Here is a 14,270-nt window from a genome sequence, read left to right as displayed (position 1 = left end):
TCCAGGCGGCGGTCGCCAAACCGCCCCAGCAGCAGATCCATCGCCATCTCCCGTCAGATGAACCCAATGAATCAGAGCTCGTCCACTCGCTCAATCGAGATGTGTGAACCTGCTAGCCCTCTGGGAGAGGGTCAAAGAAAATGCGCCGCGCGTCTCCCGGCGTGTTTCTCCAGCGAATTCAACGCTCGAAAAAGACTTATCCTCCGTGACTCCCGGCGCCCTTATCCTGATCCCACCTCGCCGCACCGGAAAGGGCGCATGGCCAGCGACCGATGCGGCGGCGGGGGGCGATCGAGCGGGACTGGGCGTGAGGGGGTTACTCACGTGTGTCCGGGGAGCCTGGCGTTGCAGGCCCCGCCCGCCGTCGGCGTCAGCTGGGGAATCGGCGTGCGTGTCTTCTGGATCCGCGTCCCCCGGCGCCGGAGCTCGTCGGAAACGGCGAACCGGTCATCCGGCTAGGCCTTAACAGGGCCGCCTACCGGACGCGGACGGATAACGATGGCGCGGAGCGATCGGCTTCGTCGAAACGGTACACACTAGACAACACTCCGGACGGTGTCCGGCGCTCCGCGACCCTTTCCACCTCTTCAGCGGCCGTCCGCGTGAAGTCCTCCCCCCGTGGCGGAGATGTCGGCGAAGCCGACGGTGGGAGGAGTAGTCGGACGATGGCCAGACCCGATCATCAGCCGCAAACCTCCCCCCACCGGTCGCTGCGCGACCGCCTCCCCCACGGGGGGAGGACTTCCGACCCAGCCCAGAATCCTTGACATCGCCGCCCCCCCATGTCCCTTTCCGCGCCTCGCAAATCGCCCCTTCGAAGACCCTTTTCCATGACGACGATGCACGCCTACCGCTCCCACACCTGCGGCGCCCTGCGCGCCAGCGACACCGGCGCCGGTGTGCGCCTGTCGGGCTGGATCCACCGCAAGCGCGACCACGGCGGCCTGGTCTTCATCGACCTGCGCGACCATTACGGCCTGACCCAGCTGGTGCTGCACCCCGAAACCCCGGGCTTCGCCATCGTCGAGCGCCTGCGGGCCGAGAGCGTCATCAAGATCGACGGCGAGGTCGTGGCCCGCGACGCCGCCGCCGTGAATCCGGGCCTGCCGACCGGCGAGGTCGAGATCCGCGTCACCGCCGTCGAGGTGCTGAGCGAAGCCGCCGAGCTGCCGCTGCCGGTGTTCGGCGAGCCCGATTACCCCGAGGAAATCCGCCTCAAGCACCGGTATCTCGATTTGCGCCGCGAGACCCTGCACAGGAACATCGTGCTGCGCAGCAAGGTCATCCAGTCGATCCGCTCGCGGATGTTCGGCCAGGGCTTCAACGAGTTCCAGACCCCGATCCTGACCGCGTCGTCGCCGGAAGGGGCCCGCGACTTCCTGGTGCCGTCGCGCCTGCATCCGGGCAAGTTCTACGCGCTGCCCCAGGCCCCGCAGCAGTTCAAGCAGCTGCTGATGGTCAGCGGCTTCGACCGCTATTTCCAGATCGCCCCGTGCTTCCGCGACGAGGACCTGCGGGCCGACCGCAGCTTGGAATTCTACCAGCTCGACGTCGAGATGAGCTTCGTGACGCAAGAGGACGTGTTCGCGGCCATCGAGCCGGTGATGCACGGGGTTTTTGAAGAGTTCGCCAACGGCAAGCGGGTTTCGACCTATCCGTTCCAGCGCATCCCCTATCGGGAGTCGATGCAGAAATACGGCAGCGACAAGCCGGATCTGCGCAACCCCATCGAGATGCAGGACGTCTCGGAACACTTCCGGGGCGGCGGCTTTGGGCTGTTCGCCAAGATCCTTAGCGCCGATCCCAAGAACGCCATCTGGGCCATCCCGGCCCCGACGGGCGGCAACCGCGCCTTCTGCGACCGGATGAATTCCTGGGCGCAGGGCGAGGGCGCGGCGGGCCTGGGCTACATCTTCTGGCGGGCCGCTGACGAGCACGGCAATGAAGAGGGCGCGGCGGGGCCCATCGCCAAGAACATCGGCGGGGAGAAGGCCGCGGCCATCGCCGCGCAGCTGGGCCTGAAGACTGGCGACGCCGCCTTCTTCGTGGCCGGCGATCCCGCCGTCTTCGCCAAGTTCGCCGGCAGCGCCCGCACCCGGGTCGCGACCGAGCTGAAGCTGGTCGACGAGGACCAGTTCCGCTTCTGCTGGATCGTCGACTTCCCGATGTTCGAATGGAACGAGGACGAGAAGAAGGTCGATTTCTCGCACAACCCGTTCTCGATGCCGCAGGGCGAGATGGCGGCCCTGGAGAGCCAGGACCCGTTGTCGATCCTGGCCTACCAGTACGACATCGTCTGCAACGGCTACGAGCTGTGCTCGGGCGCGATCCGGAACCACAAGCCGGAGATCATGCTCAAGGCCTTCGAGGTGGCCGGCTATGGCGCCGAGGTGGTCGAGGAGCAGTTCGGCGGCATGCTCAACGCCTTCCGCTATGGCGCCCCGCCCCATGGAGGCTTGGCCCCCGGCATCGACCGGATCGTCATGCTGCTGGCTGAGCAGCAAGCTATCCGCGAAGTCATCGCCTTCCCGCTGAACCAGCAGGGCCAGGACCTGCTGATGAACGCCCCTGCCGAGGCCGCCGAGCGGCAATACAAGGAACTGCACATCCGCTCGGCCCCGCCGATCAAGGTGTAGCGGAATAAAAAAGCCCTCCGCTCCATCGGGATCGGAGGGCTTCCTGATTTTCAGGCCAGGTTGAGCCTAGTATTTCAGCTCTTTTGGCGGCTTCGGCGGACTAGGGGCCCGGGGCGGCTTGGGCGGCTTGCTCAGCGCGGCGGCGGCCGCGACCACGGCGCGATGGGCCTCGGCCTGGGCGCGCTGGAAGTCCTGGCTGACCCGGATGTTGCGGTGGTCGCCGGAACAGTTTCGAACGCTCAGCCCGGCCGGCAGGCGGGTGCCTTGGTCACCGCAGGTTTCGTCGAGCTGGTCCTGGTCCAGGCCCTTGGCGCCCGACAGATCAGCCCCGCCGAGATTGGCGCCCGACAGGTCGGCGCCGCGGAAGTCGGCTCCGTTGAAGATCGCGCCGCGCAGGCCCGAGCCGTTGAACTCGGCATTTCGAAACACCGCCCGCTCGAAATTGCCACCCATCAGATTGCTGGCGTTCAGCTCGGCCGAGGTGAAGTTCGCGCTGCGGGCGTTGACGCCCTGCAGATTGGCCCCGTTCAGCTCGCTGCTCGACAGGTTGGCGCGCTCCAGATTGGCCCCGACGAAATTGGCCCCTTGCAGCTCGGACGACGACAGGTCGACGCGGCCCAGGTCGGCGGCCTGGAAATTGGCGCCGCTGCTTTCGATGCCGGACATCTTGGCGTCGGTGAAGATGGCGTGGACGAAGTTGGCGCCGCGCATCTCGGCGCCGCGCAGGTCGGCCCGCGACAGGTCGGCGGCGACGAAGTTGGATCCGAAGAAGCTGGCGCCGCGCAGGTCGGCGCCCATCAGATTGGCCTTGGCGTAGTTGGCGCCGGTAAAGCGCGCGCCGGTCAGCTTGCGTCCCGCCAGTTCGCAGTTCACGCAGGTCCCGCCGAGCGAGATCATCCGCGGAACGTCCTTGTCCTCGACCCCGGCATGGGCTTGGGCGCCAAAGACGGACAGGGCCAGGGTCAGGGCGGCGATAGTGATCCCCAATCGGGACATCGAGACCTCCAACTCGGTCAAGAATAAGCGACCGTGTGAGTTACGATTTGGGGCCGCGAGGCGCCCAGCGCCACTTAAATCGCGGTAATGACGGAAGTTTAACGGCAGGTGGGCAGCGACAGGCCTCGCGGAAGGCGGGTCGAATCGTCGCCGCAGGCGCGGTTCAGTTGGAGCTGGGTGAGGCCTGCGGCGCGGTCCATCTCGGCGCCCGAGAAGTTGACCCCAGCCAGGGTGGCGCTCCTGAAATTGGCTCCTTCCAGATAGGCCCCGACGAAGCTGGCGTTGGTCAGGTTGGAGCCGGCGAAGCTGGCTCCGCCAAAGACGCCGCCGTAGAAATTGACGTCGCGCAGGTCGCCGCCGGCGAAATTGGTGCGGTTCATCTCGGCCAGGCTTAGATCGGCCTGCCGCAGCCGTGCGCCGGCCAGGTTTTTGCTCTTGAGCACCGTGTTGCTCAGGTCGGCCTGGAACAGGTTGCAATGCGGGCAGTTGGCGCCGGCCCGGACCTTGGCGATCTGGCTGGCGTTCTGGGCCGCAGCCGGGACCGCGAAAGCCAGGGCGGTGACGGCGAGGAGCGAGGCGATCGTTTTCATGCAGGCACGCGTCTTTCGGCGGGAAAGTCGATTAAGCATGGCCCTGTAAGCTTAAGGCCAAGCAAACGCGGGTTCCGACGGGGCGCCACCTTTGAAGGCGTTAGTTGATAATGCCGTCGCTGCCGCTCCGGCCGTTGGCCTGGGTTCCACAGCTGTCACAGACCACCAGCCCGCCCTTGCGGCTCAGCGCCAGGTCGCCGCAGGCGGGGCAAACCTCGCCGGAGGCTCCCGACGCCGGCGCTTCGTCGGTCCGGCGGCCGCCGAATGGCAGGAACACCAGGTTGTCGGGCGCCGCGCCGCGCGAGAAGCCCTTGGAGATGAATTTGCTGGCGGGCAAGGGCTCGGCCTCGCTCTCGGCGACGCCCTCGCCACGGCCCAGGCCGTCGGCGTTGAACTCGCCAGGGTCGGCATTGGCGAGGTCGTCCCGGTTCAGATAGGAAACCCCCAACTCGCGGAAGATATAGTCGAGGATCGAGGTCGCCGAACGGATGGAGTCATTGCCGGTGACCGGTCCGGCGGGCTCGAATTTCGTGAACACATAGGCGTCGACATATTCGTCCAGCGGCACGCCGTATTGCAGGCCGATCGAGATGGCGATGGCGAAATTGTTCATCAAACTGCGGAAGGCGGCGCCTTCCTTGTGCATGTCGATGAAGATCTCGCCGACCTCGCCATCCTCGTATTCGCCGGTATGCAGATAGACCTTGTGGCCGCCGACGGCCGCCTTCTGGATATAGCCCTTGCGACGGTCGGGCAGCTTGCGGCGGGCGGGGCCGCCGCGCTGCACGATCCGTTCCACCACGCGCTCGACGATGCGTTCCTTGACCACAGGCTTGGATTCGGGGGCGGTTTCCAGGGGACGCGTCGGCTTGGCCGCCTCGACCTCGGCCTCGGGCAGGGCCAGCGCGAAGCCGATGGGCGGCGCAAGGCGGTTCAGACGCAGGGCGCGGACTCCAGCCCGGGCGGCCGCGGCCTGCAGGCGCGCGGCGTCGGCGGGGCGAGCGTCGAACGGCAGGTCCAACGGGGCCGGGGCGGCCAGACAGGTGAAGGTCTCCACGGCGGCGGTCATCGCCAGGCGGTCGGCCAGGACGGGCGTCTCAATGGCGGCGAACAAGGCGCGGATGTCGCGGTCCAGGCCCTCGCAATCGGCCAGGCGGCGGGCGCCGAGGGCGTGGCGCTCTGCGGCGTCGATCTCGACGGGCGAAAAGCCCGCGAAGGCCAAGGTGTCGAAATTCGGATCAGCGAGCGCGCTGGCGGGCGCGCCAAGCACGTCGCCGAGGAAGCCCGCGCCGATCACTGCGGGGGCGAAGGCGGCGCGCAGGCCGTCGGCGTGGCGCAGGGCGTCCTCGGCCAACTCGATCTCGTGGGCGGTGAAGCCTCGGGCCTGCAGCGTCATATGGTCGATGGCCGGCGCCTCGGTCAGGGTCCCGTGGCCCATGGCGTGGCGCCGGGCGGCGTCGAAATCGGCCCCCGCGCCGGTCAGGCAGGCATGGGCGGCGGCGCTGAAGGTCGGGATCTGAAAGCCGTCATCGGTCTGGGCGGTGGCGATCGAGGCCGCGGCGGCGGCATGGCCCAGGGGCTTGCCGCCAAGGCGCAGGGCGGCTTCGGGGTCGCTGAAGGCGCTGATCAAGCGGGCCGAGCGCAGGCCGTGCTTGCGGGCCAGGCCATGGGCCACGGCCAGGGCGGCGGCGGCTTCGGCGGCCAGCGGCGAGCGCAGGGCGGCGGCGCGCACGCGGCGCTCGGCCAGGCTGCGCAACAGGGTCTGGCGCTCCTGGGCGAAGATCGGATCGACCCCCAGCAGCGCGGCCGCCTCGGCGCTCGCGCTCAGCGCCGCGCCGACGGCCAGGGCCCACAGGGCGGAGGCGGCGTCGCGGCCCGTGTCGGTCGCCACGGACAGGCCCTGGGCCAGCAGCCAATCGCCGACCCCCGCGAGCCCCAGTTCAGCCGGACGTTCGCCGCGTTCGAGCTCCAAGGCCGTGACCCACAGACCGACCACCTGGTTGAAGCCTTCGAAGTCGAAAGCTCCGTCGTGTTGGAAGGCGGTGACATCTATGGCGGCCCGGAGGGCGGCGCCCCGGGCCAGGCTTTCCGCGTCTTCCGGCGACATGGCCAGGACCAGGGCGCTGGTCTCCCAGCCGACCTGGGCCGCGAAGCTGGCCGCCTCGTCGACCGCCGCGACGGCCTGGCGCGAGGCCGAGGCGACCAGCGGGGCGGGGGGCGGGGTCTCGGGATCGATCAGGACGGTGGACGAAGCTCCGGCCAAGGCGATCGCGTCGAGGATCATGCGGTCGTCGGCGCCCAATTCACGAGCCCCGCGAGCGGCGCGGCCCAAGGCGGTGTTCTTGAGGGGATCGCCGCAGGCCTTGGCGTCGCCGTGGCAGCGCGCTACGGCGTCGCCGACCTGAGCCAGGGCCGTGTCCAGCCGCGCGGCGGCCCTGGCGGCTAGTTTCGTCGACCGGACCTTGGCCAGATGACCCTCGGCGAAGCGCTTGAACTCGATCTCGCTGATGTCGGCCACATGTTGCGAGGCCATCCGATCGCCGGCTGGCGTGGCGACCCCAGTCAGCATGGTGGCCAGCAAGGCCTCGCGGAAGGCCTGGGCGTCGGCCGCATCGCCAAACAGACCCTCGTCGAGGCCAGTCCGGGTCAGGCGATCAGCGTAGCGAGCGGGGCCGCCGCCCAATGGCAGGCCGAGGTCGACCGGTCCGTCCATCCAATCCAGCCAGGCCTCGACCCGGGCGTCGGTCCAGTCCCCGGGCGCGAGCACCTCGATGACGCAGTCGCTGCGTTCCAGGTCGCGCGGCTCCATCCTGGGGTCGGGGCCGGGATGTCGGGACTGAATGCGCATGAACGATTCCGCGACCTGAGCGCCAAGAATGGATCATCCTAGTTCGCTCCACAGGCGCCTTCAATAGATGTGGGGCGTCGCACCCCCTTGATCCACAAGATGTTGATGTCGCAGCGTTGCGCCCGATGCTGGACGCTGGCGGGCCGCCGACCTATAGTCCGGCCGCTTCGCCATGCTTCCCGCGTGGTGCGAGCCAGTCTGGAATTGGGTGCTGAAGCGGTGCTGAAAGCGATCTTCACGTGGTGGAACGGCGCGACCATCGGTCAGCGCTTCCACATTAGCCGTCGTGGCGTGTTCATTGGCCAGGACGACTACGGCAACCGCTATTTCGAGGCGCGTGACAACAGCGACAGCTATGACGCCCGCAAGCGCCGCTGGGTGATCTATGACGGCTATGCCGAGGCCTCCAAGGTGCCGCCCGAATGGAGCGGCTGGCTGCACTATACGTTCGACGAGCCGCCGACCACGGCGCCGCTGATGCGTCGCGCCTGGGAAAAGGATCACCATCCCAACCTGACTGGCACGATCTACGCCTGGCGTCCCAAGGGCTCGCTGGCCCGGGGCGGCGAGCGCTCGGCCGCCACCAGTGACTACAAGCCCTGGTCGCCGGAATAGGATGACCACGCTGCGGACATGGACGGGCGTCGCGGCGATGGCCGTGGCGGTTTCGCTGGCGGCTGGCGGAGCCAGGGCGTTGCAGAACGCCCCGCAGGCCCCAGTCGCTCAGCCCGCTCCCGCCGCCCCGGCGCCGATCGTCGTGCCGCCGGCCTCGCGCCCCGTGCCGACGCCGGCCCCCCAGGCCGCGCCACAAACACCAACGGCGGTGGGAACGACCGTCGCCACCCCCGCCGTACCCGCGCCGGCCCCGACCAAGGCTCCGACGCCAGTCGCCAAACCTCCGCCCGCGTCCGCAAAACCTGTAGAGCCGGTCAAGCGCGCCCGCTCGTCCGTCGCCATCATCCAGGCGCTGGACAAGGTCACCACCGAGACCATGAAGTTCGAGGCGCCTGTCGGCCAGCCGGTCCGCTACAAGACTCTGGTGTTCACGGTCCGCGCCTGCGAGACCACCACGCCCGACGAGGACGCCCCGGACTCGGTGGCCTATCTTACGGTCGACACCCAACCCAAGGCGCTGCCAGGTCGAGTGGCGCCGGCGGGGCGGCAGATCTACAAGGGCTGGATGTACGCCAATGCGCCGGGCCTCAACCCGCTGCAGCACCCCGTCTATGACGCCTGGCTGATCGCCTGCAAGACCTCGACCCCGGCGGCGCCCGCCGCCAGCCGGTAGAAGTCCGACTGAATGTTCCAGGCCCGGCCCAGCCGCCGGCGATAGTCGGCCCGGGTGATCTCGGTCGTGCCAAACTGTTCCAGATGGTCGGTGATGAACTGGGTGTCGAGCAGGCGGTAGTCGCCGACGATCAGGCGACCGACCAGGTGCACCAGCGCCACCTTGCTGGCGTCCCGGCGGGTCGAGAACATGCTCTCGCCGAAAAAACAGCCTCCATGAGCCACGCCATAGAGGCCGCCGACCATCTCGTCGTCGTCCCAACACTCGACGCTGTGGGCCAGGCCCCGCGCGAAAAGCTGGCTGTAGAGCCGCTGGATGGGGTTGTTGATCCAGGTCTCGATGCGGCCCGGCCCCGAGGCCGCGCAGGCCTCCACCACGGCGTCAAAGGCGCTGTCGATGCGGACCTCGAAGGGATCGGCGCGGACCGTGCGCGCCAGCCGCCGCGGCACATGCACGCCGCCCAGCGGTAGCACGCCCCGGCGCTCGGGATCGATCAGGAAGATGCTCTCGTCCTGACGCGCGTCGGCCATCGGAAAGACGCCGCGCTCGTAGCAGGCGATGAGATCATCGACTGTAAAGGCGTCGTCCATCCCGATCTCGCAGCCTAACCCTGCGCCTTGATCCAACGCTCCAGCCAGTGGATGTCGTAATCGCCGGCCAGGATGTCGGGTTGCACCAGCAGGTCCTGGAACAGCGGGATCGTGGTCTCGATGCCGCCAACCACCATCTCGCCCAGGCAGCGCTTCAGGCGCGCGATGCACTCCTGGCGGTCGCGGCCATGAACGATCAGCTTGCCGATCAGGCTGTCGTAATAGGGCGGGATCGTATAGCCGGTGTAGATCGCCGAATCCAGCCGCACGCCCAGGCCGCCGGGGGCGTGGAAGTCAGTGATGGTGCCCGGCGACGGCGTGAAGGTGCGGGCGTTCTCAGCATTGATACGGCACTCGATGGCGTGGCCTTCGAACACCACGTCGGCCTGGGTAAACGAGAGCGGCAGGCCGGCGGCGATGCGGATCTGCTCGCGCACCAGGTCGATGCCGGTGATGGCCTCGGTCACCGGATGCTCGACCTGCAGGCGGGTGTTCATCTCGATGAAGAAGAACTCGTCGTTCTCCCACAGGAACTCGATGGTGCCGACGCCCAGATAGCCAATGGCCTTGATCGCATCGACCACGACCTTGCCGATCTTCTCGCGACCGGCGGCCGGGAGGGCGGGCGAGGGGGCTTCTTCCAGCACCTTCTGGTGACGGCGCTGCAGCGAGCAGTCGCGTTCGCCCAGATGCACCACATTGCCGTGGCTGTCGGCGATGACCTGAATCTCGATGTGGCGCGGCTTCTGGAGGTAGCGCTCCATATAGACCGTGTCGTCGCCGAACGCGGCGCGGGCCTCGGCGCGGGCGGTTGAGACCGCCTCGGCGAGGTCCTCGCGGGTCTCGGCGACCTTCATGCCGCGACCGCCGCCGCCGGAAGCGGCCTTGATCAGCACGGGGAAGCCGATCAGCTCGGCCGCCGCATAGGCCTCTTCTTCGGTCGTGACGCCGCCGTCCGAGCCGGGAACGACAGGAATGCCCGCGTCCTTGACGGCCTGCTTGGCGGTGATCTTGTCGCCCATCATCCGGATGTGCTCGGGCTTGGGTCCGATGAAGGTGTAGCCGTGCGCGCCGACGATCTCGGCGAAGCGGGCGTTTTCCGACAGGAAGCCGTAGCCCGGATGGATCGCCTGGGCGCCAGTGATTTCGGCGGCCGCGATGATCGACGGGATGTTCAGATAGCTCTTGGCGGCCGAGGCCGGGCCGATACAGACGCTTTCGTCGGCCAGCCGCACCCACATGGAATTGGCGTCGGCCTCGGAATGGACCGCCACGGTGGCGATGCCCATTTCCTTGCAGGCGCGGTGAACCCGAAGCGCGATCTCGCCTCGGTTGGCGATGAGGATCTTGTCAAACATGCCGATTACTCGACGATGACGAGGGGCTCGCCGAACTCGACGGGCTGGGCGTCTGCCACCAGGATTTCGACGACCTTGCCAGCCTTGGTGGCGGCGATCGGGTTCATGGTCTTCATCGCCTCGACGATCAGCAGGGTCTGACCGGCGGTCACGGTGTCGCCCACCTTGATGAAGGCGTCGGCGCCGGGCTGGGACGACATGTAGACGGTGCCGACCATCGGCGACTTGACGATGTCGCCGGCGGCGCGGGCGGCGGGCGCCTCAGCCGCCGGCGTCGCAGCGGCTGGAGCGGGCGCAGAGGCCTGGGCGACGGGCGGGGGAACATAGGTGGCGGGCTGGGCGGCCAGGGTCAGCTCGCGGGCGACCCGGATCTTCAGGCCGGCGTGCTCGACCTCGATCTCCGACAGGCCCGTGTCCTTCAGGATGTCGGCCAGCTTGCGGACCAGGCGGACGTCGATCGACGGGGTCTCGACCGGATCGGCGGGGGCCTTGGGAATGGACATGGAAGCTTACCTTGCTGTCTTTTTCAGGAGCCGGGGTGGCCGGCTAGTTGGCGCCGACCAGGCCGGTGGCGGCCTCGATCGCCAGTTCATAACTCGCCGCGCCGAAGCCGGAGACTATTCCGGTCGCCGCGAGCGAAACATAGGTGTGGCGGCGGAAGTCTTCCCGCGCCGCCGGGTTAGACAGGTGGCACTCGATGATCGGGATGTTCAAGGCCTTCAAAGCATCAAGCAAGGCGATCGATGTGTGGCCGTATCCGGCCGGATTGATCACCAGCGCGCAGGCGTCCAATCGGGCCTCATGCACCCAATCGATCAGCACGCCTTCGTGATTGCTTTGCCTGAAGACAACGGAAAGGCCCCGAGCGGCCGCCCGCGCCTCGCAGCGCGCACGGACATCGTCGAGCGTGTCCTTGCCGTAGATCTCGGGCTCACGCGTTCCCAACAGGTTGAGGTTGGGTCCGCTCAGCACATGGATCGGTTTTAGCATTCGGCTCCCGCCGTCGATTCCGGGAGGTCTTGTATAGCCGGTTCCGCCAGGTCACAAGCAGGGCTCGCTTCGGAGGTGATATGCGGCTGCTGTTGAATGGTGAGGACCGGGCGTTCGAGGGCGTCTCGACGCTCGCGGATCTGGTGTCGGTCCTGGGCCTGGACGCCCGCAAGGTGGCTGTCGAGCGTAATCTCGAGATCGCCCCGCGCTCGACCTATGCCGCCACGGCGCTGACGGACGGCGACCGGATCGAGATCGTGACGTTCATAGGGGGTGGGTAGACGGCAGGGGCGTCCTGCGCGTTTGAAACCCGAGCCCCACAGGCGTAAACCCACCCCATGAACGCGCACGTCCCCCCCGAATCCGCCGCCGCCGTCGCTGACGCCGATACCTGGACCGTCGCCGGCCGCACCTTCACCTCGCGGCTGATCGTCGGCACCGGCAAGTACAAGGACTACGCCACCAACGCCGCCGCGGCCAAGGCTGCGGGCGCCGAGATCGTGACGGTGGCCGTGCGCCGGGTGAACTTGACCGACCCCACCCAGCCGCTGCTGGTCGACTACGTCAAGCCGACCGAATTCACGTTCCTGCCGAATACAGCGGGCTGCTTTACCGGCGAGGACGCCGTGCGCACCCTGCGCCTAGCCCGCGAGGCCGGCGGCTGGGACCTGGTCAAGCTGGAGGTGCTGTCCGACCCCAAGACCTTGTATCCGGACATGGAAGAGACCCTGCGCTCGCTGAAGCTGCTGGTCTCCGAGGGCTTCCAGGTGATGGTCTATTGCTCGGACGACCCCGTTTATTGCCGCAAGCTGGAAGAGGCGGGCGCGGTCGCGATCATGCCTCTGGGCGCGCCGATCGGCTCGGGTCTGGGCATTCAGAACCGGGTCAACCTGCGGATCATCATCGAGAACGCTGGGGTGCCGGTGTTGGTCGACGCCGGGGTCGGCACGGCGTCGGATGCGGCCATCGGCATGGAGCTGGGCTGCGACGCCATCCTGATGAACACCGCCATCGCCGAGGCCAAGGATCCGATCCGCATGGCGCGGGCCATGAAGCACGCGGTGATCGCCGGTCGCGAGGCCTATCTGGCCGGCCGGATGCAGAAGCGGCTCTATGCCGATCCCAGCTCGCCGCTGGCGGGGCTGATCTAGAGCATTTTTCGAGCGAAGTGGTTCCGGTTCGCGTGAAGAAAAATGCGTCAAAACAAAGGTTAGAGCTCACGGCCTGACGCAGTCAGGTCGGGAAATGCTCTATGCCTTCACGTCGAGGAACGAGCCCTGCTTCATCTCGGGGTCGTTCTCAATCTGCGCCTTGATCTGGGCCTTCAACTGATCCTCAATCTTCTGGCGAGCCTTGGGGTCCATCGCCTTCAGCTGTTCCTCGGTGAGGCCCATCTTGCCCAGCATGGCCGTGCGCATCTTCTGGGCGGGTGTCAGCCTGGCGTAGTCGAGGAAGTCGTCCTTGGCGGTCTTCGCGGGCGCGGCGGCCATGCCGAGGGCCGAGGTCGCGTCGGCCGGCTTGGCCACTGTGACCTTGTTGATCTTCGCCAAGGTGGCGCTGGCCAGCGAGGCCAGAATGCTGGGACCGGAAATGAGCATGGGAACTCCCGCCTTGAACTCAGGCGGGGCGCGCGCTGCAAGCGCCGTGCGCGTGGACGGGGCCAGGCTTTTCAGGGGCTTAGCGTCGAGGGGCGACACTGGCGGCAAGGATCGCCTAGCAGAGTGTTCCCGGTGAGCAGAAAAGGGTCAAGCTTGGCGAATGCCGCCTTCTCCTAACGGAAAAGCGTGTCGACGCGGGCGGGTACGAAACAGAATCCATCAAAATCAACGCTCTAAACTTTCTCGATCTTTTTGACACCCACCCCCTTCTGGCGCCCGCATACTCTGCTCACCCCATCGCACGGGGAGGGACGTCGGCCGGCGACCTGACGGGCGGTGAGGCGTGGTCGAGCGGGAAGGCTTGGCCGCCGTGTCTTCTTCGGGAGACGCCCCAAGGTCGGTTCGGAGCAGGTTCGCCCCCGCGGCGACAAAACTTCGGCGCCCGGGTCGGCGGCCGTTGCCAACAGGTACGGGCTGAAATCGCCTGTACGGTCCGGAGGGTCAGCCAACCCTCCGCCCGCCGAGGGCCCACTTCGGAAGCGGGTTAAGACCCCGCGCGCCGATGGCTCTCGTCTGAAGGCCGCGCGAAGCGCTCGTCTTCGTCGAAACGGTATCAAATCTGCAAAACCTCCGGGCGGAGCCCGGGCGCTTCGCACCCTCCCCAAGCTCTTCCGCGGCGATCCGCGTGAAGTCCTCCCCCCGTGGGGGAGGTGTCGGCGCAGCCGACGGTGGGGGGCGTGATTGGATGCCGGCCAGACCTGCGATCGAAGACCCTAAACCTCCCCCACCGGTCGCTCCGCGACCACATCCCCCACGGGGGGAGAAGTTTCAGGCCCCCGCCCGCGCCGCCTTGGCCGCCCGGGCCTGTTTGAGCAGTCCCCACGCCCGCAGCGCCATCTCAACCCGCGACACCGCGAACAGGCCCACGCCCAGCACGATGAAGCCGTCATTGAGCAACACCAGATTGACATGCCAGGCCGAGGCCTCGCCCTGCAGCACGGCCCGCAACCCGAAGCGCACGACGAACAGGCCCAGCAGGAACAGGATGGCGGCGGGCGAGGGCTTGGTGTTGAGCAAATGGGTCTCGGGATCGATGGCGATCGGAATCAGCTTGCCGCGCCACCAGCCGATCGCCGCCCCGACCAAGAAGATCCCCGCCAGCCACAGCCAGTCGAGACCTTGTGGCGGAAACTGGGTGAGGGTGGCGGCCATGCCGACCAGCATGACGGCGGGCAGCACCCACATCCATTCCAGCTTCAGCCGGCGCTCGCGGTTCATGCTTCGAAAGCGCAGCGCGAAGACGACGGCCACGACGGCGATGGTCACCACCATCTGGGTGTTGGACTGGTTGATGAGACGCCCCGATATACCGGCCG

At 67.5% G+C, this 14,270-nt stretch carries 14 protein-coding genes; 5 read left to right on the top strand and 9 right to left on the bottom strand.

The annotated features are described in order from the left end of the window. The first annotated feature begins 830 nt into the window (after positions 1–830). Positions 831–2,636 carry an aspartate--tRNA ligase gene (gene aspS, locus ACP696_RS02175; protein ID WP_426011436.1) on the top strand — a complete coding sequence of 602 codons (1,806 nt, stop codon included), beginning with the start codon at positions 831–833 and terminating at the stop codon, positions 2,634–2,636. A gap of 66 nt (positions 2,637–2,702) precedes the next feature. Here aspS and ACP696_RS02170 read toward each other — a convergent pair whose 3' ends face one another. From ACP696_RS02170 to ACP696_RS02160, 3 genes are all read right to left on the bottom strand, one after another. Next, a complete protein-coding gene (locus ACP696_RS02170) occupies positions 2,703–3,632 on the bottom strand; it encodes a pentapeptide repeat-containing protein (RefSeq protein ID WP_426011437.1) in 930 nt (309 codons plus the stop codon). A gap of 98 nt (positions 3,633–3,730) precedes the next feature. Then, positions 3,731–4,222, bottom strand: coding sequence for a pentapeptide repeat-containing protein (locus ACP696_RS02165; RefSeq protein ID WP_426011438.1), 492 nt, complete (start codon positions 4,220–4,222; stop codon positions 3,731–3,733). A gap of 100 nt (positions 4,223–4,322) precedes the next feature. Beyond that, positions 4,323–7,070: a ribonucleotide reductase gene (locus ACP696_RS02160; protein WP_426011439.1), complete on the bottom strand. Its 2,748-nt coding sequence runs from the start codon at positions 7,068–7,070 to the stop codon at positions 4,323–4,325. 219 nt (positions 7,071–7,289) lie between these two features. On the opposite strand from ACP696_RS02160, the gene ACP696_RS02155 reads away from it, so the two are divergent. Next, positions 7,290–7,685 (top strand): NADH:ubiquinone oxidoreductase subunit NDUFA12, encoded by a 396-nt coding sequence (locus ACP696_RS02155; RefSeq protein ID WP_426011440.1) that lies wholly within the window; start codon positions 7,290–7,292, stop codon positions 7,683–7,685. Position 7,686: 1 nt separating this feature from the next. Further along, positions 7,687–8,358 carry a DUF2155 domain-containing protein gene (locus ACP696_RS02150; RefSeq protein ID WP_426011441.1) on the top strand — a complete coding sequence of 224 codons (672 nt, stop codon included), beginning with the start codon at positions 7,687–7,689 and terminating at the stop codon, positions 8,356–8,358. On the opposite strand, the gene aat is transcribed toward ACP696_RS02150, so the two are convergent. From aat to ACP696_RS02130, 4 genes are read right to left on the bottom strand one after another with little or no spacing between them, the layout of a single operon-like run. Further along, on the bottom strand, positions 8,295–8,948 hold the full coding sequence (gene aat / locus ACP696_RS02145; protein WP_426011442.1) for a leucyl/phenylalanyl-tRNA--protein transferase: 654 nt from the start codon (positions 8,946–8,948) through the stop codon (positions 8,295–8,297). The genes ACP696_RS02150 and aat overlap by 64 nt on opposite strands. Positions 8,949–8,962: 14 nt before the next feature. Further along, complete coding sequence (gene accC, locus ACP696_RS02140) at positions 8,963–10,306, bottom strand: acetyl-CoA carboxylase biotin carboxylase subunit (protein WP_426011443.1); 1,344 nt, start codon at positions 10,304–10,306, stop codon at positions 8,963–8,965. Between the two features lie 5 nt (positions 10,307–10,311). After that, positions 10,312–10,809 (bottom strand): acetyl-CoA carboxylase biotin carboxyl carrier protein, encoded by a 498-nt coding sequence (gene accB, locus ACP696_RS02135; RefSeq protein ID WP_426011444.1) that lies wholly within the window; start codon positions 10,807–10,809, stop codon positions 10,312–10,314. Between the two features lie 43 nt (positions 10,810–10,852). After that, positions 10,853–11,296 carry a type II 3-dehydroquinate dehydratase gene (locus ACP696_RS02130; protein WP_426011445.1) on the bottom strand — a complete coding sequence of 148 codons (444 nt, stop codon included), beginning with the start codon at positions 11,294–11,296 and terminating at the stop codon, positions 10,853–10,855. Between the two features lie 80 nt (positions 11,297–11,376). On the opposite strand from ACP696_RS02130, the gene thiS reads away from it, so the two are divergent. Together thiS and ACP696_RS02120 are read left to right on the top strand one after the other, a co-directional pair. Next, positions 11,377–11,577, top strand: a complete 201-nt coding sequence (gene thiS, locus ACP696_RS02125) for a sulfur carrier protein ThiS (RefSeq protein WP_426011446.1) — start codon at positions 11,377–11,379, stop codon at positions 11,575–11,577. A 57-nt stretch (positions 11,578–11,634) separates the two neighbouring features. After that, positions 11,635–12,447 carry a thiazole synthase gene (locus ACP696_RS02120; protein ID WP_426011447.1) on the top strand — a complete coding sequence of 271 codons (813 nt, stop codon included), beginning with the start codon at positions 11,635–11,637 and terminating at the stop codon, positions 12,445–12,447. Positions 12,448–12,546: 99 nt separating this feature from the next. Here the strand turns inward: ACP696_RS02120 and ACP696_RS02115 are convergent, their stop codons facing one another. Together ACP696_RS02115 and ACP696_RS02110 are read right to left on the bottom strand one after the other, a co-directional pair. After that, on the bottom strand, positions 12,547–12,894 hold the full coding sequence (locus ACP696_RS02115) for a hypothetical protein (RefSeq protein ID WP_426011448.1): 348 nt from the start codon (positions 12,892–12,894) through the stop codon (positions 12,547–12,549). Between the two features lie 828 nt (positions 12,895–13,722). Continuing rightward, entirely contained in the window at positions 13,723–14,226 is a 504-nt protein-coding gene (locus ACP696_RS02110; RefSeq protein ID WP_426011449.1) for a hypothetical protein, read from the bottom strand. Positions 14,227–14,270: the final 44 nt, after the last annotated feature.

Origin of the sequence: Caulobacter sp. DWR3-1-2 (assembly GCF_049896225.1) — a bacterium.
Lineage (GTDB): Bacteria > Pseudomonadota > Alphaproteobacteria > Caulobacterales > Caulobacteraceae > Caulobacter.
This window is presented reverse-complemented; position numbering and strand designations above follow the sequence as displayed.